At 71.0% G+C, this 21604-nt stretch carries 15 protein-coding genes and 2 pseudogenes; 5 read left to right on the top strand and 12 right to left on the bottom strand.

Going from position 1 to position 21604, the window contains the following annotated elements; translation table 11 throughout:
• Positions 1 to 26: 26 nt before the first annotated feature.
• The 3 genes from GTY58_RS24155 to bldG form a co-directional block, all read right to left on the bottom strand.
• Positions 27 to 2432 (bottom strand): sodium-translocating pyrophosphatase, encoded by a 2406-nt coding sequence (locus tag GTY58_RS24155; protein ID WP_010986040.1) that lies wholly within the window; start codon positions 2430 to 2432, stop codon positions 27 to 29.
• Between the two features lie 314 nt (positions 2433 to 2746).
• Positions 2747 to 3187, bottom strand: a complete 441-nt coding sequence (locus GTY58_RS24150) for an ATP-binding protein (RefSeq protein WP_010986039.1) — start codon at positions 3185 to 3187, stop codon at positions 2747 to 2749.
• A 129-nt stretch (positions 3188 to 3316) separates the two neighbouring features.
• Entirely contained in the window at positions 3317 to 3658 is a 342-nt protein-coding gene (gene bldG / locus GTY58_RS24145) for an anti-sigma factor antagonist BldG (RefSeq protein ID WP_010986038.1), read from the bottom strand.
• 80 nt (positions 3659 to 3738) lie between these two features.
• Between bldG and GTY58_RS24140 the strand changes: the two genes are divergently transcribed.
• Entirely contained in the window at positions 3739 to 6246 is a 2508-nt protein-coding gene (locus GTY58_RS24140) for a DEAD/DEAH box helicase (protein WP_010986037.1), read from the top strand.
• On the opposite strand, the gene GTY58_RS40855 is transcribed toward GTY58_RS24140, so the two are convergent.
• From GTY58_RS40855 to ssd, 7 genes and pseudogenes are all read right to left on the bottom strand, one after another.
• Positions 6243 to 6692: an Rv3654c family TadE-like protein gene (locus GTY58_RS40855; RefSeq protein ID WP_078234371.1), complete on the bottom strand. Its 450-nt coding sequence runs from the start codon at positions 6690 to 6692 to the stop codon at positions 6243 to 6245. The two genes, GTY58_RS24140 and GTY58_RS40855, sit on opposite strands and share 4 nt — an antisense overlap.
• Positions 6689 to 7057 carry a TadE family type IV pilus minor pilin gene (locus tag GTY58_RS40850; RefSeq protein WP_037649131.1) on the bottom strand — a complete coding sequence of 123 codons (369 nt, stop codon included), beginning with the start codon at positions 7055 to 7057 and terminating at the stop codon, positions 6689 to 6691. The genes GTY58_RS40855 and GTY58_RS40850 overlap by 4 nt, the downstream gene beginning before the upstream one ends.
• Positions 7058 to 7115: 58 nt before the next feature.
• Complete coding sequence (locus GTY58_RS24125; RefSeq protein ID WP_010986034.1) at positions 7116 to 7349, bottom strand: DUF4244 domain-containing protein; 234 nt, start codon at positions 7347 to 7349, stop codon at positions 7116 to 7118.
• A gap of 119 nt (positions 7350 to 7468) precedes the next feature.
• A pseudogene (locus GTY58_RS24120) lies at positions 7469 to 8258 on the bottom strand (type II secretion system F family protein).
• Positions 8255 to 9089: pseudogene (locus GTY58_RS24115) on the bottom strand (type II secretion system F family protein). Before GTY58_RS24115 ends, GTY58_RS24120 begins: the two co-directional pseudogenes overlap by 4 nt.
• A 75-nt stretch (positions 9090 to 9164) precedes the next feature.
• A complete protein-coding gene (locus tag GTY58_RS24110) occupies positions 9165 to 10466 on the bottom strand; it encodes a TadA family conjugal transfer-associated ATPase (RefSeq protein ID WP_010986030.1) in 1302 nt (433 codons plus the stop codon).
• The gene (ssd, locus tag GTY58_RS24105; RefSeq protein ID WP_010986029.1) at positions 10463 to 11557 is read right to left on the bottom strand and encodes a septum site-determining protein Ssd; all 1095 of its coding nucleotides are present in this window, start codon (positions 11555 to 11557) and stop codon (positions 10463 to 10465) included. Before ssd ends, GTY58_RS24110 begins: the two co-directional genes overlap by 4 nt.
• A gap of 579 nt (positions 11558 to 12136) precedes the next feature.
• Here ssd and GTY58_RS24100 point away from each other — a divergent pair.
• Positions 12137 to 12970: an HAD-IB family hydrolase gene (locus GTY58_RS24100; RefSeq protein ID WP_010986028.1), complete on the top strand. Its 834-nt coding sequence runs from the start codon at positions 12137 to 12139 to the stop codon at positions 12968 to 12970.
• Between the two features lie 393 nt (positions 12971 to 13363).
• On the opposite strand, the gene GTY58_RS24095 is transcribed toward GTY58_RS24100, so the two are convergent.
• The gene (locus GTY58_RS24095) at positions 13364 to 14188 is read right to left on the bottom strand and encodes a hypothetical protein (RefSeq protein WP_010986027.1); all 825 of its coding nucleotides are present in this window, start codon (positions 14186 to 14188) and stop codon (positions 13364 to 13366) included.
• Positions 14189 to 14289: 101 nt separating this feature from the next.
• On the opposite strand from GTY58_RS24095, the gene GTY58_RS24090 reads away from it, so the two are divergent.
• Entirely contained in the window at positions 14290 to 15270 is a 981-nt protein-coding gene (locus GTY58_RS24090; RefSeq protein WP_037649123.1) for an ATP-binding protein, read from the top strand.
• Here the strand turns inward: GTY58_RS24090 and GTY58_RS24085 are convergent.
• Positions 15260 to 16531: a hypothetical protein gene (locus tag GTY58_RS24085; RefSeq protein ID WP_010986025.1), complete on the bottom strand. Its 1272-nt coding sequence runs from the start codon at positions 16529 to 16531 to the stop codon at positions 15260 to 15262. The genes GTY58_RS24090 and GTY58_RS24085 overlap by 11 nt on opposite strands.
• 317 nt (positions 16532 to 16848) lie before the next feature.
• Between GTY58_RS24085 and GTY58_RS24080 the strand changes: the two genes are divergently transcribed.
• Positions 16849 to 19224 (top strand): SulP family inorganic anion transporter, encoded by a 2376-nt coding sequence (locus GTY58_RS24080; protein ID WP_010986024.1) that lies wholly within the window; start codon positions 16849 to 16851, stop codon positions 19222 to 19224.
• Positions 19225 to 19508: 284 nt separating this feature from the next.
• Entirely contained in the window at positions 19509 to 21509 is a 2001-nt protein-coding gene (gene acs / locus GTY58_RS24075) for an acetate--CoA ligase (protein ID WP_171033165.1), read from the top strand.
• Positions 21510 to 21604 lie beyond the last annotated feature (95 nt).

Here is a 21604-nt window from a genome sequence, read left to right as displayed (position 1 = left end):
CATGAGGCCAGGTGTCGTAAGACGGCCTACGAAACCACCGCTGGGTCAGCCGACTTGGTCACCCGCTCCGCGTTGCCTTCGTCACCCACGGCGATCCCACGCCGCTTGGAGATGTACACCGCGCCCACGATCACAAGGATCGAGAGCACGGCGATGGCGATCCGCACGCCGAGGTTCTTGTCCTCGCCGTACGAGAACTTGACGACCGCGGGCGCGATGAGCAGCGCGACCAGGTTCATCACCTTCAGGAGCGGGTTGATCGCGGGTCCCGCGGTGTCCTTGAACGGGTCGCCGACCGTGTCGCCGATCACCGTCGCGGCGTGGGCCTCGCTGCCCTTGCCGCCGTGGTGGCCGTCCTCCACGAGCTTCTTCGCGTTGTCCCAGGCACCGCCGGAGTTGGCGAGGAAGACCGCCATCAGCGTGCCGGTGCCGATCGCGCCCGCCAGATACGCGCCGAGCGCTCCGACACCGAGCGTGAACCCGATGGCGATGGGCGCCAGCACGGCGAGCAGACCCGGAGTGGCCAGCTCGCGCAACGCGTCCTTGGTGCAGATGTCGACAACCCTGCCGTACTCGGGCTGCTCCGTGTAGTCCATGATCCCGGGGTGCTCGCGGAACTGCCGCCGCACCTCGTAGACCACGGCCCCCGCGGACCGCGAGACCGCGTTGATCGCCAGCCCCGAGAAGAGGAAGACGACCGCGGCGCCCGCGATGAGGCCGACCAGGTTGTTGGGCTGAGAGATGTCCATCATCAGGTTCATCGGAGCACCCGCGCCCGAGACCTTCTCGCCCACGTCGTTCGCCGCCGTGGTGATCGCGTCCCGGTACGAGCCGAAGAGCGCCGAGGCCGCGAGGACGGCCGTGGCGATGGCGATGCCCTTGGTGATGGCCTTGGTGGTGTTGCCCACGGCGTCCAGGTCGGTGAGCACCTGCGCGCCCGCGCCCGTGACGTCACCGGACATCTCGGCGATGCCCTGCGCGTTGTCGGAGACCGGACCGAAGGTGTCCATCGCGACGATCACGCCGACCGTGGTGAGCAGACCGGTGCCGGCCAGCGCCACCGCGAACAGCGCCAGCATGATCGACGTACCGCCGAGCAGAAACGCCCCGTACACGCCGAGGCCGATCAGCAGGGCGGTGTAGACGGCCGACTCCAGACCGACGGAGATACCGGCGAGGACGACGGTGGCGGCGCCGGTGAGCGAGCTCTTGCCGATGTCCCGTACGGGTCGTCGGGTCGTCTCGGTGAAGTAGCCGGTCAGCTGCTGGATCAGGGCGGCCAGCACGATGCCGATCGCCACCGCGACCATCGCGAGGATCCGCGGATCGCCGTCCTTGGCCCGGATCGCCACGTCCGTGACTCCGTCGAGGTCGGCGTACTTCCCCGGCAGATAGACGTAGACGGCCACGGCCACCAGGGCCAGCGAGAACACCGCGGAGACGAAGAAACCACGGTTGATCGCGGACATGCCGCTGCGGTCGGCGCGGCGCGGGGCCACGGCGAAGATGCCGATCATCGCGGTGAGTACGCCGATCGCGGGCACGATCAGCGGGAAGGCGAGCCCGGAGTCACCGAACGCCGCCTTGCCGAGGATCAGCGCGGCGACGAGGGTCACGGCGTACGACTCGAAGAGGTCGGCCGCCATGCCCGCGCAGTCGCCGACGTTGTCGCCCACATTGTCGGCGATGGTCGCGGCATTGCGCGGGTCGTCCTCCGGAATGCCCTGCTCGACCTTGCCGACCAGGTCGGCGCCGACGTCGGCGGCCTTGGTGAAGATGCCGCCGCCGACACGCATGAACATGGCGATCAGGGCAGCCCCGAGGCCGAAGCCCTCGAGCACCTTCGGCGCGTCGGCCGCGTAGACCAGCACCACACAGGAGGCGCCCAGCAGACCGAGCCCCACCGTGAACATGCCGACGACGCCGCCCGTGCGGAAAGCGATCTTCATTGCTTTGTGCGATACGGCGGTGAGATCCTTTTCCGGCTCACCCTCCGCCGGAGTCGCTTCTCGTGCCGCGGCGGCCACACGCACGTTGCTCCGTACCGCGAGCCACATGCCGGTATAACCGGTGGTCGCCGAGAACAACGCGCCGATCAAGAAGAAGACCGATCGTCCGGCGCGCTGATTCCAGTCGTCCGCGGGCAGCAGCATGAGCAGGAAGAACACGACGACGGCGAATACGCCGAGCGTGCGCATCTGCCGTCCGAGATAGGCGTTCGCACCTTCCTGGACCGCCGCTGCGATCTTCTTCATGCTGTCGGTGCCCTCGCCGGCCGCGAGTACCTGGCGCACCAGGATCCCGGCGACCACGAGCGCCGCGAGCGCGACGACCCCGATGACCATCACGATCACACGATTGTCGTCGGTCAGTACCGCGGCTGCGAGAGCAGTGGGGTGGTCAAACTGATGAGGGGTAGAAAGCCCCGCCATTCGTCCTCCTTGACGCTTGGGCTGAGCTCAAGATGTGGACGGATTGTAGGTAGCGGAACCTGATCAAAACAGTGGGCGGTAAACGGAATCAGCCTTCACATGCTCTTCAGCAAATGATCGTCGAGCACACAGGGGGCCCAAAAGAGGTAACGCCTCAAAGGCATTGACGCTTGATCGAATTATCACCTGATTGATCGTGAATCAATTCACGAAAAGGGGTCCGGCGCGCCACGCATGCAAAAAGGGCCCTGCTGAGCAGGGCCCTTCAGGTACCGCGGGTACTACAAGTACTACGGGTACTGCGCGAGGGGGCGTCAGGGAAGGAGCGTGGCCGGCGGCATGGTTGGCCAGCTCATCCTGATCAGTCCACCGTTTTCTCCAGCAGTGACCTCGACATCGTCGACGAGGCCGCTGATGACCGCGAGGCCCATGTCGTCCTCGTCGCCGTCCGCGTCGGGATCCTCGGCGGCGCGCGTGCCCGGCACCCTCTCTCCGGGCGCCGAACGTGGCGCTTCGTCGCCGACCTCGATGGAGAACTGCTTCTCCTCCTCGATCAGCGTCACCCGCACCGGGGACGAGACACCGCTGCTCTGGTGCAGTCCGACGGCTCGGGTGCAGGCCTCGCCCACGGCGAGTCTGACCTCGTCGAGTACGGCCTCGTCCACTCCGGCCCTGCGCGCCACCGCTGCCGCCACCAGTCGGGCGGTCCTGACGTGCTCGGGCAGCGCGCTGAAGCGGAGCTCAACGGTGGCCATGCATCCCCCTCAAACTACGGGCGTGCTGTCAGAGGGCCGGGCCGCCGAGGCCCGGTCCCCCCGTCCTTTTGCTTCTGCCGTTTTGGGCGCGTGACTTCTGCCGCCCGGGCACAGGGGCCCGAGGCGGGGTCAGTCGGTGGCCGCCACCGCTTCCTCGACCGAGGTGTGGATCGGGAACACCTTGGTGAGACCGGTGATGCGGAAGATCTTCAGAATGCGCTCCTGGTTGCAGACCAGTCGCAGCGAGCCCTCATGGGCACGCACCCGCTTCAGGCCGCCGACCAGCACGCCGAGACCGGTGGAGTCGAGGAAATCCACGCCCTCCATGTCGACGACAAGATGGAAATTGCCGTCGTTCACCAGCTCGACCAACTGCTCGCGCAGCTTGGGCGCGGTATATACATCGATTTCGCCACCGACCTCGACGACCGTACGATCGCCGACGGTACGGGTCGACAGGGACAGGTCCACGGATCCTCCAGCACCTTGCTATCGAGCGGTCGCCCCTCGGGACACCTCGGCGGAGCCCCCGGGACGGTTCGCCAGCCGCGATGGCATTCAATCACTTACCGGCAGGCGTGCACGACGCCTTGGGTCCATTGTCCGTCATGCCAGTGACACACTCGTTGCCGATGGCCAAGAATCACCGACCCGATCGATCCTCGTCGGACACCGCATCCAGCCCCTCGCCGGGCACGGTCCTGGACCGGCTCGCCTCGGGGCCGAGCCGAGCTTCGCGCATCACTCATACGGAGCACTTGCCCCCGCGTGAGGGTCGCCATGCCGTGTGGCCCGACCGGATCCGTTCGGAGGTCATCGCCGCGGTGCAGGCCGCGGGCATCGAACACCCCTGGGCCCACCAGGCACGGGCGGCCGAGCACGCCCTGGACGGCGAGTCGGTGGTCGTCGCCACAGGCACCGCCTCCGGCAAGTCCCTGGCGTACCTCGTACCGGCCCTGTCGGCCCTCCTGGACGGCTCCGAGGCCCCCAATGGGCGTGGCGCGACGGCCCTGTACCTCGCCCCGACGAAGGCCCTGGCAGCGGATCAGTGCCGCTCTGTGAAGGAACTTTCACAACCTCTGGGCACCGCCGTGCGCCCCGCGGTCTACGACGGCGACACGCCCGTCGAGGAACGCGAATGGGTACGTCAGTACGCCAACTACGTCCTGACCAACCCCGACATGCTGCACCGCGGCATATTGCCCGCACACCCGCGCTGGTCCTCCTTCCTGCGTGCCCTGCGCTATGTCGTCATCGACGAGTGCCACACCTACCGGGGCGTCTTCGGCTCCCACGTCGCCCAGGTACTGCGCCGATTGCGCCGTCTGTGCGCGCGGTACGGCGCGTCGCCGGTGTTCCTGCTGGCCTCCGCCACCGCCGCCGAGCCCTCGGTCGCCGCGTCCCGTCTCACGGGCCTGCGGGTCGTGGAGGTCGCGGACGACGCCTCCCCACGGGGGGAACTGGTGTTCGCCCTCTGGGAGCCCCCGCTCACCGAGCTGCACGGCGAGAAGGGCGCGCCCGTCCGCCGCACCGCCACCGCCGAGACCGCCGACCTCCTGACCGACCTGACCCTGCAAGGCGTGCGCTCGGTCGCCTTCGTACGCTCCCGGCGTGGCGCCGAGCTGATCGCGGTGATCGCCCAGGAACGCCTCGCCGAGATCGACCGCTCACTCGCCCGGCGAGTGGCCGCCTACCGCGGCGGCTACCTACCGGAGGAACGCCGCGCCCTCGAACGCGCCCTGCACTCCGGCGAACTCCTCGGCCTCGCCGCCACCACCGCCCTCGAACTCGGCGTCGACGTGTCGGGGCTGGACGCCGTCGTCATCGCCGGCTACCCGGGGACTCGGGCATCCCTCTGGCAGCAGGCCGGCCGCGCCGGACGCTCGGGGCAGGGGGCGCTGGCGATCCTGGTCGCGCGCGACGACCCGCTGGACACGTTCCTCGTCCACCACCCCGAGGCCCTGTTCGACCAGCCGGTGGAGTCCACGGTCCTCGACCCCGACAACCCGTACGTCCTCGCGCCGCACCTGTGCGCTGCGGCCGAGGAACTGCCTTTGGTGGAAGAGGACCTGGCACTGTTCGGCCCGTCCACCGCAGACCTGCTGCCACAGCTGGAGGCCGCGAAGCTGCTGCGCCGCCGCACCAAGGCGTGGCACTGGACACGCCGGGAGCGAGCCGCGGACCTCACGGACATCCGCGGGGAGGGCGGGCGGCCCGTGCAGATCGTCGAGGCCGGCACCGGGCGGCTGCTCGGCACGGTCGACGCGGGCGCCGCGCACACCACCGTGCACGAGGGCGCGGTCCATCTGCACCAGGGCCGTACCTACCTGGTGCGTGAGCTGGACCTGGAGGATTCCGTCGCCCTGGTCGAGGAGGCCAATCCGTCGTATTCGACGGTCGCCCGGGACACGACCGCCATCTCGGTCCTGGAGACGGACGTCGAAGTTCCCTGGGGCGAAGGCCGGTTGTGCTACGGCTCCGTCGAGGTCACCAACCAAGTCGTCTCCTTCCTGCGTCGCAGACTCATCACCGGCGAAGTGCTCGGCGAGACCAAACTCGACCTTCCGCCACGTACGCTCCGCACTCGCGCCGTGTGGTGGACGGTCACCGAGGATCAGCTGGACGCGGCGCGGATCACCCCGGAGATCCTCGGCGGCGCCCTGCACGCCGCCGAGCACGCGTCGATCGGCATGCTCCCGCTGTTCGCCACGTGCGACCGCTGGGACATCGGCGGCGTCTCGGTCCCACTGCACCCGGACACGCTCCTGCCGACGGTCTTCGTCTACGACGGCCATCCGGGTGGCGCGGGATTCGCGGAGCGCGCCTTCCACACGGCCCGCGACTGGCTCACCGCCACCCGCCAGGCCATCGCATCCTGCGAGTGCGACGCCGGCTGCCCGTCCTGCATCCAGTCCCCCAAGTGCGGCAACGGAAACGATCCGCTCCACAAACGGGGGGCCGTGCGGCTGCTGTCGGTGCTGTTGCGAGGGGCGGCGGAGCAGGAGAAGGCGGGTCTGCCGAAGGAGCCCGCACGGGCGGCGGAATCGTCCGCGGACTAAGGCATCGCCTCCCTTCCGGGACGAGCGGACGTCCGGGAGACGGCGCCCGGGGGCACCGGGACGACTGGTCCTGCCGGACCGGGCGGCACCACCGCGTCGGCCGGCCCAGCCGGTCCCGCTCTCGCCCTCACCTCCGCCGTGAAAGGCCCTCGCCCCGACGTCGCCGTCACGTCCGAGATCTCTCCCTCGACCGCGCACCGCACCAGCCTGCCGCCCTGCGCTCGCGCAACCCGGTCCGCCATGGCGCACGCCCCCCCGCCGGCGTCCGCCCAGTGGTCCGCGGCCGCGAGCGCCGCCAGGTCGGCCGCGGACGCCGCCCGATGGCGGGTCACCACCGCCTGGCTCATCGCGAGGACGGCGCCGAAGACGACGCACAGGCCGGCGATCGCGCAGACGACCCAGACGCTGGCCGAGCCCCGGTCCCTCACCGAGCCCCGGTCCCTCACGGCTGCACCCCCACCGTGTCCACCTCCACGGTCTCCTCCGCCAACGCGACCGCCGCGTCGCCGAGTTCGGGAGTCAGCGCTCTTGGCCCGGGCGGATGCGCCACGACCACCACGCGCACCATGTCGCCCTCCCGGCTCACCGTGACCCTCGCCCCGCGTGGCGCCGCCTGCCGGGCCACCGCCGTGACCGCATCGGGCGGATCCTGCCGCGCCGCCGCTCGCGCCCCCGCTCGCGCCGCGTCCACACACTGAATCTGCGCGGACGCGGCCAGCAGCGCCCAGACGAGAGCCATCGCGAAGAGCACCAGAGCGGGCAGGACGACCGCGGCCTCCGCCGTGACAAACCCACCGTCCCGGCCAGGCATCCCGCGAGCCCCACGGCGCTCACCGCACGGGCCGCAGGCCGCGCCCGCCGCTCCCCGTTCACATCCGGACATCGAGCGCCCGCCCCACGATGTCCTGCAACTCCGCGCTGACCTGCCCGCTCGTCAGCACCTTGTAGAGCACCGCCGCGAACGCCACCGCCGCGATGATCCCCATCGCGTACTCGGACGTGACCATTCCCGCGTCCTCACGCGCCCTGCCTCGTACGCCATGCACCGCTGCCCGCACCCTGCGCACCAGCACACCCACCCGTACTCGTACTGTCCTGCCCATCTCAACCCCCGTGAATTTCAGGCCCTGTCGGCCCGCACTTGTCGGCCCACGTCGTCGGCCCACGCCTATCGGTCAATTTCTGTCGGTCCCTCGCCGTGTTCAGCACGCTTCGTACGACGTCATCCGCTCCCTCCCTCCAGCAGCCCGCCCGCCAGTCCGATCACCACGGGCAGTACGCCGACCGTGATGAACGCGGGCAGGAAGCACAGCCCCACCGGAGCAGTGATCAGCACACCCGCCCGGCGCGCCCGTGCCGTGGCCGTACGCCCCCATTCGGCGCGGGCCTCCGCCGCGAGGCGCCCGACCGGTCCTGCCGCCGGTACGCCCGACTCACCCGCCCGTTCCAGGAGCAGGGCCAGCGCCCCGGCGCGCGGCACCGACGCCAGCCTCCGCCACGCGTCCGCCGGCTCACCCCCGAGCCGCACCTCGGCGGCCCCCGTCGCCAGCCGCTCCCCGACGGGCCCCTGCAGCGCCTCTCCGACCGCGCTGGGCCGCCGTGACCGGACTCGCGCCCGCCGCGATGCACGCCGCCAGCAGATCGGCCGCCAGCGGGAGTTGACGGGCGGCCACGGCAGGGTCGTACTCCTCCGCGGGGACAGCGCTGCCGCTCTCCCGCCGAAGCCGCCACCACGACACCCCGGCTCCCGCGATCAGCCCCACCACCACTCCGCCCAGGCCGCCGAACAGCACCCAACCGGAGCACAGCGCCCCCGCCCCCGGAAGCCACCGCAGCACCGTCCCCCGCACCTCGAACCGCCGTCGTGCAGGCGCACCGTGCAGGACCAGCAGCACACCCAGCCGCCGGCGCATCCGCCGCTCTCGCCGAGCGGCGGCGAGCGCCCGCGCCAGCCACCACAGCGCCGACGCTCCCCACACAACCCCCAGCCTGTGGACAACTTCCGCGCTCATGCCGCCTCCGCTCCCCGTACGATCCGCAGCGCCCACCACAGACCCGCGCCTTCCAGCACCGCGCCGGCCAGCAGACAGGCCAGGCCCGCGCCGGTGTGGAGCACGACGTGCAGCGGGTCGGCGCCCAGTGCCGTGCCCAGCAGGAGACCCAGGACCGGCAGGGCGGCGAGCATCACCGCCGTGGAGCGCGCGCCCGCCAACTGGGCGCGCAGTTCGGCCCGTTGGTCCCGCTCGGCGCGCAGCGCCGCCTCCAACCGGTCCAGCCCGGCCGCCAGGCCCGCGCCCCGGTCCACGGCCACCCGCCAGCACGCCCCGAGCCCCAGCAGCCCCTCGGCACCGGGCTGACCGGCCGCGTCGGCGAGCGCCCCGGGCACATCCCCGCCGAACCGCGCCGCCGCCAGCACCGCCGCCTGCGCGTCGCCCAGCCCGCCCGAGTCACCCGCCGCGTGGAGCAGCGCCTCGCCCGGCTGCCGTCCGGCGCGCACCTCTCCGGCGAGCGCCCCGCACAGCCCGATCACCGCCTCTCCCCGCCGCTCCCGTGCCCGCCGCGCCTCCGCGGCCAGCCCGCACCCGGCGCAGCAGTGGCACCCCGACGGCCCCGGCCGCCAGTGGCAGCACGGACGCACCCAGCACCGCGATGACCAGCCCGGCCACCACCGACCACCACTCGGCCCGCAGCCGCCGCAGCCCGGCCAACGCCCGCTCCCACGGCGGCGGCCCGCCCCCGGCCACCCCGCCTTCCGCGAAGAGCAACCGTGCCCGCCGTATCCCCACGTCGCGCCCGCCCATCAGCCAGGCGGCGGCTCCGGCACATGCCAGGCCCGCGCCCATCGACAGCTCATCGATCCCGGTCACAGCGCCCGACTCCCCTCCTGAAACAGCCCTCACAGCGGCCCACGACCGTCCTCACAGCGGTTCGCCTCCTTCCCGAAGCAGCCCCCGCAGCCGCTCCCAGCCCCGCTCGTACGTGAACGTCTCCGCGCCCCACCGCAGCGCGGGCACCGTCACCACCAGCCCCGACGCGTCCCGCTCCAGCACATGCACCTCGGCGATGCGCCGCCGCCCGGCCCGGTCGCGCACAAGATGCAGGACCACCGACAGCGCGGCCGCCAACTGGCTGTGCAGCGCGGCCCGGTCCAGGCCGGCGGCCGTGCCCAGCGCCTCCAGCCGGGCCGGCACCTGGGCCGCCGCGTTCGCGTGGACGGTGCCGCACCCGCCGTCATGTCCCGTGTTCAGCGCGGCCAGCAGGGACACGACCTCGGGACCGCGCACCTCTCCGACGACGAGCCGGTCGGGTCTCATCCGCAGGGCCTGGCGCACGAGTTCCTGAAGTGTCACCAGCCCGACGCCCTCCTGGTTGGCGGGCCGGCCCTCGAGGCGCACCACATGCGGATGGTCGGGCCGCAGCTCCGCCGAGTCCTCCGCCAGCACGATCCGCTCCCCCGGCCCGACCAGGCCAAGGAGCGCACTCAGCAAGGTCGTCTTGCCCGATCCCGTCCCGCCGCTGATCAAAAACGACAGCCTGGCCTCCAGCAGCGCCCGCAGGACCCGGTCCCCGCCGGGCGGCACCGTCCCCGCCGCCACCAACTCGGCGAGGGTGAACGCCCGTGGCCGTACGACCCGCAGCGACAGACAGGCGGAGCCGACCGCGACCGGTTCGAGCACCGCGTGCAGGCGGGTGCCGTCCGGCAGCCTCGCGTCGGCCCACGGCCGGGCGTCGTCGAGGCGCCGCCCGGCCACGGCGGCCAGCCGCTGCGCCAGGCGTCGTACGGCCGCAGCATCCGGGAAGGACACCGCTGTCAGCTCCAGCCCGCCGCCTCGGTCCACCCACACCCGGTCCGGCGCCGACACCAGCACATCGGTGACCGAGGGGTCGGCGAGCAGCGGCTCCAGGGGCCCGCTGCCCACCAGTTCCGAGCGAAACCGCTCGGCCGCGCCGAGGACTTCGGCGTCCCCCAGCACCCTTCCCCGCTCCCGCAGGGCCTGCGCCACGCGCGCGGGCGTCGGCTCGGCCCCGCTCTCGGCCAGCCACTGCCGCACCCCCTCCAGCAGCCCCGCGCTCAGATCGTCCCGGGCACCGGATCCCCCGCCGGCCGGCGCACCCCGTCCGACGACGCCTCCCGCGCCCCCACCGAAAACCGACCCCGTGGCGCCGTCCAGGCCCGCCGCGCGGTCCAGGCCGGCCCCCGCGTCCCATCCCCCGCTCATACGCCACCCGCCTCGACCAGCGCCCGGTCCCAAAAGACCGCGCAGAACCGGGCGAGCGGCCCCCGCGCCGCTCCCCCGGGCGGCACGCCGCCGTCCGGCACCGGTGGCTCGGCCGGTACCTCACCGAGCAGCGGCAGCCCGAGCAGCCGAGCCACCTCGCGGTCGTCGAGCCCGGGCGCGTACGGCCCGCGTACCGCGACCCGCAGATCACCCAGGACCATGCCGGCGGCCGACGCCACCCGTGCCGCCGCCGCGATCGCGCGCAGCTCGGCGGGGACAACCAGCACGCCGAGGTCCACCTGGGCGAGCGCTTCGGCGGCTCCCTCGTCGACGCGGCGCGGGAGGTCGACGACGACGGCTCCGCCGCGCCGCCTGGCCGCGGCCAGGACCGCACGGACGGCCTGGGGCGGGACAGCCACCGCGTCACCCCGGTCCCAGCTCAGCACCCGTAACGCGTGCAGTTCGGGCAGGGACTCCTCCAGGGCGCCGCCGCCGACCCGGCCACGGGAGGCGGCGAACGCCGGCCAGCGCAGCCCTTCGGCTGTCTCGCCGCCGAGGAGTACGTCGAGTCCGCCGCCCAGCGGATCCGCGTCCACGAGCAGGGTGCGCCTGCCCTGGCGCGCCGAGGTGACGGCGAGCGCGCAGGCCAGCGTGGACGCGCCGGCCCCGCCGCGACCGCCGATCACGCCCACGGTGAGCGCGGGCCGGCCGACTCCTTCGGCCACGTCGGCGATGCGGTCGACCAGCCATTGCTCGCCATCCGGCAGCAGCAGGACATGGTCCGCGCCGATCTCCACGGCCCGCCGCCAGACCCCGGAGTCGTCCTGATCCCGCCCCACCAGCACGACTCCGCGTCGCCGCGCGGCCCCGCGGACGCGCCGCGCGGCGTCGTCTCCGACGAGCACCAGCGGTGCGGCCTCCCAGGTGCCCCTGCCGTCGGGCACGGTGTGGTGGACTTCCGGTCTGGCGCCCGCGGCCGCGCACAGGCGCAGCAGGTCGTCGAGGAGTTCAACGTCCTCGGTGACGATCAGCGGTCCGCCCTGCCGCCCCTGGGCGGCGGCCGCGTGGTCGTGGGTGATGGCTCCCGCCATGATCTCCAGCCCCCTTCGCTGCTTCTTCCGCGAAGTCAGCAGAGCTCTCTGCAGACCCGCGATTCCCTCTCGTGTGAAGAACCGGCAACCGGTCTCCATATGAACGGCCGATGCGAACCGGCCATAACGCCCGGCAAACGGACCCGGCCATGAACTCGCCGCGAGCCGACGCGTGGGAATCACGGTGCAGCGATCCCGGAAATCGTGTGGATCTTGGTCGAAAACTGTGGACAACCCAGTGGTTGTGAATATCGCCCTCACCCATACGGGTGACCCCTGTACGACTCCCGGAGCGCAGCGCTACGGCTACACACAGTGACGGATCACGGGAATAAAAAAGAGCGGCCCGGGAGGCCGCGACGAGGCTCAAAAACCGTTGAAAGAAGGAGGAAAACCCATCCGGACATGCGACGACCCCCGCCGGGGGGGAGAGCGGGGGTCGTCCCCACGGCCGACTCGGGGGGGGAGGAGTCGGACCGGGTTAGCACGGTCGCGAACGATCCGTGACTTCCATGGTGTACCCGAGAGCCCTCTCAGGCAAACCCACGCGCCACACCTTACGCCGAATGGTGGGCGCCTATGCTCGGGCCCGTGGAAAACCACTCCTTGCCTCGCACAGCAGCCTTCTTTGACCTGGACAAGACGGTCATTGCGAAGTCGAGCACACTCACGTTCAGCAAGTCGTTCTACCAAGGCGGCCTGATCAACCGCAGAGCCGTGTTGCGTACCGCATATGCCCAGTTCGTGTTCCTCGCGGGCGGCGCCGACCACGACCAGATGGAACGGATGCGCGAGTACCTCTCCGCACTGTGCCGCGGCTGGAACGTCCGACAGGTCAAGGAGATCGTCGCCGAGACGCTGCACGACCTGATCGACCCGATCATCTACGACGAGGCCGCGTCCCTCATCGAGGAGCACCACACCGCCGGACGGGACGTCGTGATCGTCTCCACGTCCGGCGCCGAGGTCGTGGAGCCGATCGGCGAACTGCTGGGCGCTGACCGAGTGGTGGCCACCCGCATGATCGTGGGCGACGACGGCTGCTTCACGGGCGAGGTGGAGTACTACGCGTACGGGCCGACGAAGGCCGAGGCGATCAAGGAGCTGGCCGCGTCCGAGGGGTACGACCTCGCACGCTGCTACGCGTACAGCGATTCGGCGACCGACCTCCCGATGCTGGAGTCCGTCGGCCATCCGCACGCCGTGAATCCGGACCGCGCGCTGCGCCGCGAGGCGATCGCCCGGCAGTGGCCCATTCTGGACTTCCACCGGCCGGTCCGGCTGAAGCAGCGGCTGCCCGCACTGTCGGTGCCGCCGCGCCCGGCGCTGGTCGCGGCGGCCGCGATAGGCGCCGCGGCGGCCACCGCCGGCCTTGTCTGGTACACGAACCGGCGGCGCGCGACAGCGATGTGATCCCGCCGCGCGCACAGGGACCCTCCCGGCCGGATTCGAGCACCCCCTCGCCCGATTCGCCTCTATTTGAATGCAAAAGTAAAGAAGTGCATCCAGGGCTTCCGCTTACTCGGCACCTGGAGTACAAAGGGGTTAACGGCCCGCGAGACCAAGGACATCCGAGAGGATTACCTTTTAAACGCATTTGGCCACACGGACCGCGCATGAACACCAGGCACCCACGCGACGTCGACCCGTCGATTACGGGCCAGCCGCACCAGGCCACGGGCAGCAGTTCCCGACCTGATGGGCAACATTCGAGGACGCTTGGTAACCCGGTGGACATGCCAGCGGCGGTACGAGACCTCGTACCGCCGCAACCCTTTTCTCAACGCCTGTAGGGCGTTACACCCCCTACGCGGCGCCGCGCTGAAGCGCCTCGCACACCGCCGTCGACTCCCGGACCCCCAGCTCGATCGCCTTGCCGCAATGGGCGATCCACGCCGCCATGCCCTCGGGCGTGCCGGAGACATAGCCGTCGAGGGCCGCCGCATAGGCCGCACGGCCGAGTTCGGCGTGACCGACCTCGGCCGGACAGATGGACTTCGGGTCGAGGCCGCTGCCGATCAGGACGATGCGTTCGGCCGTGCGCGCGACCAGGCCGTTGTGGGAGCCGAAGGGGCGCAGCGCGAGCAGTTCGCCGTGCACGACGGCCGCCGTCACCAGGGCCGGCGCCGAGCCGCCCGCGATGATCAGCTGCGAGAGCCCTTCGAGCCGGCCCGCGACCTCCCGCGCGTCCGGCAGCGGCAGTTCGACGAGCGGCTCGTCGACCGGCTCACCGTCCTGCCGGGGCCGGCCGACCTCGTCCTCCTTGCCCGCGGCCGCCACCAGGTGCAGCCGAGCCAGCACCCGCAGGGGCGACTGCCGCCAGATGGACAGGAGCTGCCCCGCCTCGGCCGTCAGCCTGAGGGCCGCGCCGACCGTACGGGCCTCGTCGTCACCGCTGAAGTCGGTACGCCGGCGCACCTCCTCCAGGGCCCAGTCGGCACCGGACAGCGCCGCAGAGCCACGGGCGCCACGCAGCGCCGCCTCGGAGGTGATCTCGTTGCTGCGGCGCCGCATGACCCGGTGTCCGTAGACCCGGTCCACGGCCTTGCGCACGGACTCCACGGACTCGGCCACACCGGGCAGCGCCCCCAGGGCCGCGAGCGGATCGGCGGCCGCACCTGTCGTACTCATGAGTACGACACTACGCAACCCGCCCGCGCCCCTCACGAAGGAGTGGTCTTCTTCACGTCGGACGAGCACGAAGAGCAATCATCCCACTACCCTTGGTGAACATGAAAATTGCTTTCGTCGGGAAGGGCGGCAGCGGCAAGACCACGCTGTCCTCCCTGTTCATCCGCCATCTCGCCGCCACCGCGGCGCCCGTCGTCGCCGTCGACGCCGACATCAACCAGCACCTGGGGGCCGCGCTCGGCCTCGACGAGGCCGAGGCCGCCGGGCTGCCCGCCATGGGTGAGCGACTGGGCCTGATCAAGGACTATCTGCGCGGCTCCAACCCGCGTATCGCGTCCGCCGACACGATGATCAAGACCACCCCGCCCGGCGAGGGCTCCCGGCTGCTGCGGGTGCGCGAGAGCAATCCCGTGTACGAGGCATGCGCGCGCACCGTGGAACTCGACGGCGGCGCCGTCCGTTTGATGGTCACCGGCCCCTTCACCGACGCCGACCTCGGGGTCGCCTGCTACCACTCCAAGACGGGAGCGGTGGAGCTGTGCCTGAACCATCTGGTCGACGGCCCGGGTGAATACGTGGTGGTCGACATGACGGCGGGCTCGGACTCCTTCGCGTCCGGCATGTTCACCCGCTTCGACATCACGTTCCTCGTCGCCGAGCCGACCCGGAAGGGAGTCTCCGTCTATCGCCAGTACAAGGAGTACGCCCGTGACTTCGGGGTCGCCCTGAAGGTCGTCGGCAACAAGGTGCAGGGCCAGGACGACCTCGACTTCCTGCGCGCCGAGGTCGGCGAGGACCTGCTCGTGACGGTCGGGCACTCGAACTGGGTGCGCGCCATGGAGAAGGGGCGCCCGCCCCGCTTCGAGCTTCTGGAGGACGCCAACCACCGCGCGCTGCGCACGCTGCAAAGCGCCGCCGACGCCACGTACGAGCTGCGGGACTGGGAGTCCTACACCCGCCAGATGGTGCACTTCCACCTGAAGAACGCCGGCAACTGGGGCAACGAGCGCACCGGGACCGACCTGGCGGCGCAGGTCGACCCCGGTTTCGTGCTCAGCGAGGGTCTCGTGGCTACGGCTTGAACGCCGGCGCGCCCGGGACCCCCTTCGGGGCCGGAGCAGGCGGCCGGCCCGGGAGGAAGGCCGCCCAGCCCTGCCTCGGGGCCTCGCCGACCGTCAGCTTGCGCAGCTTCTGAAGAACCTGCGGGTCCTGCGCGTCCAGCCAGTCGACGAGCTGGTGGAACGACACGCAGCGCACCTCGTCCATGGTGCAGACGCTCTCGATGACCTCCTGGACGGCGCGCATGTACGTGCCGCCGTTCCAGGACTCGAAGTGGTTGCCGATGATCAGCGGCGCACGGTTGCCGTCGTAGGCGCGGCGGAAGCCTTCGAGCAGTCCGTCACGCATCTGGTCACCCCAGAGCTGCCGCTTGGCGGGGTCGCCCTGGGTCTGGGTGCCGGACTGGTTGACCATGAAGTTGTAGTCCATGGTGAGCTGCTCGTAGGAGTGCCCGGGGAAGGGCACGAGCTGCATCGACAGATCCCACAGGCCCTCCCTCTTCTTGGGCCAGACCTGATTGTTGACGCCCGAGGTGTCATAGCGGAAGCCCAGGTCACGGGCCGCCTTCACGAAGTTCTCCTGCCCCTCCAGGCAGGGCGTGCGGGCGCCGATGAGCTCCTTGTCGTAGTCGAAGGGCAGTGGCGCCGCCTTCGCCAGGTCCGCGTTGGTCTTCCAGGACTTCACGAACGACTTCGCCTGGGCGATCTCGTCCTTCCACTCCTCGACCGACCACTCGCCGACGCCGCCGCCCTTGCCGCAGAAGTGGCCGTTGAAGTGGGTGCCGATCTCGTTGCCCTCCAGCCACGCCAGACGCAGCTGCTTCGCGGTCTCCTTGATTCCGTGCTGGTCGTTGAAGCCGATGTCCGAACGGCCCGGCGAGTGCTCAGGCGGCTTGTACAGGTCCCGCTTCTCCTCCGGCAGCAGGTACACCCCGCTCAGGAAGTACGTCATCGAGGCGTTGTTGGCCTTGGCCACCTTGCGGAAGTGCGAGAACAGCTTCTGGCTGTCCTCTCCGGCGCCGTCCCAGGAGAAGACGACGAACTGCGGGGGCTTCTGGCCGGGCTTGAGCCGCTCGGGCCTGGGCAGATGCGGCTGCGCGCCCGTGTACGAGGTGGAGCCGTCGCCGATCAGGCGGACGGCGCTCTTCGGTGCGGGGGCACCCGCCTTCTCGGGGCCGTACGCGCCTTCCTTGGAGCCAGTGGTGTCGCTCGCGCAACCGGCGAGCGCGGTGGCGCAGGCCGCGGCGAGTGCGACGCCCGCGGCGATCTTGTGGGTGGCGGCCATCTTCCGCCCACCTTCTTCCTTCAGTCGGGGCAACGCCGCTCAGGGCGCCGACAGCGCCGTCTACGTTGCACGCGACCTCGGAAGGAATTTGTATGACAAGCCGATAAAAATACCCGTTCACTCGCGAGAGTGATTTATTGACCTAAATGCCGTTATTATTCGCATTCATCCTTTACGCTGCATTACGATCCATTTACCGAGTGTTGAGATATCCCGCCGCTGCACGCCGTGACCCACGGCCGCGACCCGACCCCCGGCCATCGAGCCGGGGGACCACCTGTTCCGCGACCGCGCTGCCCCGGAGGAAGACGGGAAACATGTCCGCCTGCGTCCCCACCCGCGCCGCCGACTCGAATCGGACGAAGCGCATCCACCAGCCCCACAGCCCCCCGCCGCCCCAGCCCCGGCGCTTCCGCATCGCGGGCGCCGACTGGTCGGCCTCCATCGCGGTCTTCCTGATCGCCCTCCCCCTGTCCCTCGGCATCGCCCTCGCCACCGGCGCGCCACTCCAGTCCGGCCTGGTCGCCGCCGCCGTCGGCGGGCTCCTCGCCGGCCGCCTCGGCGGCTCCCCGCTCCAGGTCAGCGGCCCCGCCGCCGGACTCACCGTCGTCACCGCCGAACTCATCCACCGCTACGGATGGCGCACGACCTGCGCCATCACGGTGCTCGCCGGCGTCGCCCAGCTCGGCCTCGGCTGTCTGCGCGTGGCACGTACGGCGCTCGCGGTCAGCCCCGCGATCGTGCACGGCATGCTCGCCGGGATCGGCGTCACCATCGCCGTCGCCCAGCTGCACATCGTGCTCGGCGGCACCCCGCAGAGCTCCGTTCTCGCAAACCTCCACGCGCTGCCCGCCCAGTTGGCGCACCTACAGCCCGCCGCGGTGTCGATGAGCGCGCTGACACTGGCCCTGCTGCTGGCCTGGCCGCGGCTCCCGGGGCGCGTCGGGCGACTCCTGCGCACGATCCCGGCCGCACTCGTCGCCGTCGCCGGGGCCACCACGGCCGCCTCGCTCGCCGCACTGTCCCTGCCCAAGGTCGACCTGCCGTCCTGGCGCAGCCATGCGCTGGCCTCACTGCCCGAGGGCCCGGTGCTCGGTATTGCCGCCGCCGTGCTCACCACCACGCTGGTGTGCAGCGTGCAGTCGCTGCTCGGCGCCGTCGCCGTGGACAAGCTGACCGCCGGGCGCCCCCTCCCGAACAGGCGCTCCGACCTCGACCGGGAGCTGCTCGGCCAGGGCACCGCCAACATCGTCTCCGGCGCGCTCGGCGGACTTCCCGTGGCGGGCGTGGCCGTACGGACCTCGGCGAATGTGCGAGCCGGTGCCGTCAGTCGGAACTCCACGATGCTGCACGGCGTTTGGGTAGTAGTTGCCGCGCTGCTGATGGTCCCGATCCTCGAGCTGATCCCCCTCGCATCGCTCGCCGCCCTGGTGATGGCCGTCGGCATCCAGATGGTGTCCCTGCACCACATCCGCACGGTCACCCGCCACCGAGAGGTGCTGGTCTACGCCGTCACCACGCTCGGCGTCGTCCTGCTCGGCGTCCTGGAAGGCGTGACGCTGGGGGTCGCCGTGGCCGTCGCCGTCGCTCTGAACCGCCTCGCCCGCACCCGCATCACCCACGACGAACAGGAAGGAGTCCATTACGTACAAGTACGAGGACAGTTGACGTTCCTCGCCGTGCCGCGGCTGAGCCGTGCGCTGCATCTGGTGCCCCATGGGGCGGACGCCGTCGTGGAGTTGGACGGGTCGTTCATGGACCACGCGGCGTACGAGTCGTTGCAGGACTGGCAGACCGCGCACACCGCGCAGGGCGGCTCCGTCGAGTTCACCGGGCGGGCGGGCACCCGTATCTCCCTGCCGGCCATGGAAGCTCCGGCGGCCGAGCGGAGCACCGGGCTCGGGGAGGCCTCCGCCTGCCGCTGCCGCCCCTGGACGCCCTGGCGCAACCACCAGTGCGCGCGCCCGCAGCCAGCGCCACCCGGCGAAGACCCGGATGAGTCGGCCGCGACCGGGCCGAGCGGACATCAACTGGCACGTGGCATCAGTGCGTTCCAGCGCAACACCGCTCCCCTGGTGCGGGGCGAGCTGGCCCGGCTGGCGCGCGAGGGGCAGCGGCCGTCGCAGCTCTTCCTGACCTGCGCCGACTCCCGGCTCGTCACGTCGATGATCACCTCCAGTGGTCCCGGCGACCTCTTCGTCGTGCGCAATGTCGGCAACCTCGTGCCGCCGCCGGGCGAGGAGAGCGGGGACGACTCCGTGGCGGCGGCGATCGAGTACGCGGTCGACGTGCTCGAGGTGCGGTCCATCACGGTGTGCGGGCACTCCGGGTGCGGGGCGATGCAGGCCCTGCTGAGCAGCGATCCCGGTAGCTCACAGACGCCGCTCAAGCGGTGGCTGCGGTACGGGCTGCCGAGCCTGGAGCGGATGGCCGCCGAGGACCGGGCCCGACTCGCCGGGCGCGCGGCGGCCGACGCCGTCGAGGAGCTGTGTCTGACCAACGTGGTGCAGCAGTTGGCGCATCTGCGGGCGCACGAGTCCGTGGCGCGGGCCCTGCGCGAGGGTGCGCTCGAACTGCACGGGATGTACTTCCACGTGGGCGAGGCACAGGCGTACCTCCTGTCGGAGGACCCGGCCGCCGACGGGGTCTTCGCCCGGGTCACCGAGACGGCCCGGGACGACATGCCGGCGTGAACGGCCTCCGGGCCGCCCGGACCGCACTCGGCCGCCGGAACCGCACCCAGCGTCCCGGCGGCCCCCGCCCGCGCCCCTGCCCCTGCCCCCATCGCAGCCAGGCGCGGCCTGATCCTCGAGGTCGGCCCACCAGCCCGACCGGCCTCGCGACCCCGCGAGCCTGAACCGCTCCCCTCCCCCGTCCGTGAGAACGTGTGGCCCCCGTCGCGGGGGCCACCCCCACCCACAGGTCTAAACCAATTTCCGGCCGACCCTTGTCATCGGGGGCCCGGGTCTGATGAGCTGTGGCCTGGGACACAACGGACACCCTGGGAAAGGGAGATGTCGTGAGCAACGAAAGCCTGGCCAACCTGCTGAAGGAAGAGCGCAGGTTCGCGCCGCCCGCCGACCTGGCGGCGAACGCCAATGTCACCGCGGAGGCGTATGAGCAGGCCAAGGCTGACAGGCTCGGCTTCTGGGCCGAGCAGGCCCGCCGGCTGACCTGGGCCACCGAGCCGACCGAAACGCTGGACTGGTCGAACCCGCCGTTCGCCAAGTGGTTCAAGGACGGCAAGCTCAATGTCGCGTACAACTGCGTCGACCGCCACGTCGAGGCGGGCCACGGCGACCGCGTCGCGATCCACTTCGAGGGCGAACCCGGCGACAGCCGTGCCATCACCTACGCCGAGCTCAAGGACGAGGTCTCCAAGGCCGCCAACGCCCTGACCGAGCTGGGAGTTCAGAAGGGCGACCGGGTCGCCGTCTACCTCCCGATGATCCCCGAGGCGGTCGTCGCGATGCTCGCGTGCGCCCGCATCGGCGCCGCGCACTCCGTCGTCTTCGGCGGATTCTCGGCCGACGCGATCGCGGCCCGTATCAAGGACGCCGACGCCAAGCTGGTCATCACCGCCGACGGTGGCTACCGGCGCGGCAAGCCCTCCGCGCTCAAGCCCGCCGTCGACGACGCCGTCAGCCGCGGGGACGGGGTCGAGAAGGTGCTCGTCGTGCGGCGTACGGGCCAGGAAGTCGCCTGGACCGAGGGCCGCGACGTCTGGTGGCACGAGATCACGGCCAAGCAGTCCGCCGAACACACGCCCGAGGCCTTCGACGCCGAGCACCCCCTGTTCATCCTCTACACGTCCGGGACCACGGGTAAGCCGAAGGGCATCCTGCACACCTCCGGCGGCTACCTCACCCAGACGTCGTACACCCACCACGCCGTCTTCGACCTCAAGCCGGAGACCGACGTCTACTGGTGCACGGCCGACATCGGCTGGGTGACCGGCCACTCGTACATCACGTACGGGCCGCTCTCGAACGGCGCGACGCAGGTCATGTACGAGGGCACGCCCGACACCCCGCACCAGGGCCGCTTCTGGGAGATCGTCCAGAAGTACGGCGTCACCATCCTCTACACCGCGCCCACCGCGATCCGTACGTTCATGAAGTGGGGCGACGACATCCCCGCGAAGTTCGATCTGTCCTCCCTCCGGGTTCTGGGGTCCGTCGGCGAGCCCATCAACCCCGAGGCGTGGATCTGGTATCGCAAGCACATCGGCGGCGACCGCACGCCGATCGTGGACACCTGGTGGCAGACCGAGACCGGCGCGATGATGATCTCGCCGCTGCCGGGCGTCACCGAGACCAAGCCGGGCTCCGCCCAGCGCCCGCTGCCGGGCATCTCGGCGACGGTGGTGGACGACGAGGCCCGGGAAGTACCCAACGGGGGCGGTGGCTATCTCGTCCTCACCGAACCGTGGCCGTCGATGCTGCGCACCATCTGGGGCGACGACCAGCGGTTCCTCGACACGTACTGGTCGCGCTTCGAGGGCAAGTACTTCGCCGGTGACGGCGCGAAGAAGGACGAGGACGGCGACATCTGGCTGCTCGGCCGCGTCGACGACGTCATGCTCGTGTCCGGGCACAACATCTCGACGACCGAGGTCGAGTCGGCGCTCGTCTCCCACCCGTCGGTCGCCGAGGCGGCCGTGGTCGGTGCCGCCGACGAGACGACCGGGCAGGCCATCGTCGCCTTCGTGATCCTGCGCGGGACGGCGAACGCCGAGGACGACAACCTGGTCGCCGACCTGCGCAACCACGTCGGCACCACGCTCGGCCCGATCGCCAAGCCCAAGCGGATCCTCCCGGTGGCCGAGCTGCCGAAGACCCGCTCCGGCAAGATCATGCGGCGCCTGCTGCGCGACGTCGCCGAGAACCGGGCCCTCGGAGACGTCACCACCCTGACCGATTCCTCGGTGATGGATCTGATCCAGTCCAAGCTCCCGGCGGCGCCGAGCGAGGACTGAGTACGGCCCTCAGTTCTGAGTTCCCGTAGCCAGGACTGAGTAGGGACCCGAGTTCCCGAGGGGCGCCCGGCAGTGCGCCGGGCGCCCCTTTTTTC

This window comes from Streptomyces sp. SID5469, from assembly GCF_009862865.1.
GTDB classification, from domain to species: domain Bacteria; phylum Actinomycetota; class Actinomycetes; order Streptomycetales; family Streptomycetaceae; genus Streptomyces; species Streptomyces avermitilis.
This window is presented reverse-complemented; position numbering and strand designations above follow the sequence as displayed.

What these genes read in the sequence shown, in the direction of transcription:
- GTY58_RS24155 (WP_010986040.1), bottom strand. Translation starts at nt 2,432, where the DNA reads ATGGCGGGGCTTTCTACCCCTCATCAGTTTGACCACCCCACTGCTCTC.
- GTY58_RS24150 (WP_010986039.1), bottom strand. Translation starts at nt 3,187, where the DNA reads ATGGCCACCGTTGAGCTCCGCTTCAGCGCGCTGCCCGAGCACGTCAGG.
- GTY58_RS24140 (WP_010986037.1), top strand. Translation starts at nt 3,739, where the DNA reads ATGGCATTCAATCACTTACCGGCAGGCGTGCACGACGCCTTGGGTCCA.
- GTY58_RS40850 (WP_037649131.1), bottom strand. Translation starts at nt 7,057, where the DNA reads ATGCCTGGCCGGGACGGTGGGTTTGTCACGGCGGAGGCCGCGGTCGTC.
- GTY58_RS24125 (WP_010986034.1), bottom strand. Translation starts at nt 7,349, where the DNA reads ATGGGCAGGACAGTACGAGTACGGGTGGGTGTGCTGGTGCGCAGGGTG.
- GTY58_RS24110 (WP_010986030.1), bottom strand. Translation starts at nt 10,466, where the DNA reads ATGAGCGGGGGATGGGACGCGGGGGCCGGCCTGGACCGCGCGGCGGGC.
- ssd (WP_010986029.1), bottom strand. Translation starts at nt 11,557, where the DNA reads ATGGCGGGAGCCATCACCCACGACCACGCGGCCGCCGCCCAGGGGCGG.
- GTY58_RS24100 (WP_010986028.1), top strand. Translation starts at nt 12,137, where the DNA reads ATGCTCGGGCCCGTGGAAAACCACTCCTTGCCTCGCACAGCAGCCTTC.
- GTY58_RS24095 (WP_010986027.1), bottom strand. Translation starts at nt 14,188, where the DNA reads ATGAGTACGACAGGTGCGGCCGCCGATCCGCTCGCGGCCCTGGGGGCG.
- GTY58_RS24090 (WP_037649123.1), top strand. Translation starts at nt 14,290, where the DNA reads ATGAAAATTGCTTTCGTCGGGAAGGGCGGCAGCGGCAAGACCACGCTG.
- GTY58_RS24085 (WP_010986025.1), bottom strand. Translation starts at nt 16,531, where the DNA reads ATGGCCGCCACCCACAAGATCGCCGCGGGCGTCGCACTCGCCGCGGCC.
- GTY58_RS24080 (WP_010986024.1), top strand. Translation starts at nt 16,849, where the DNA reads ATGTCCGCCTGCGTCCCCACCCGCGCCGCCGACTCGAATCGGACGAAG.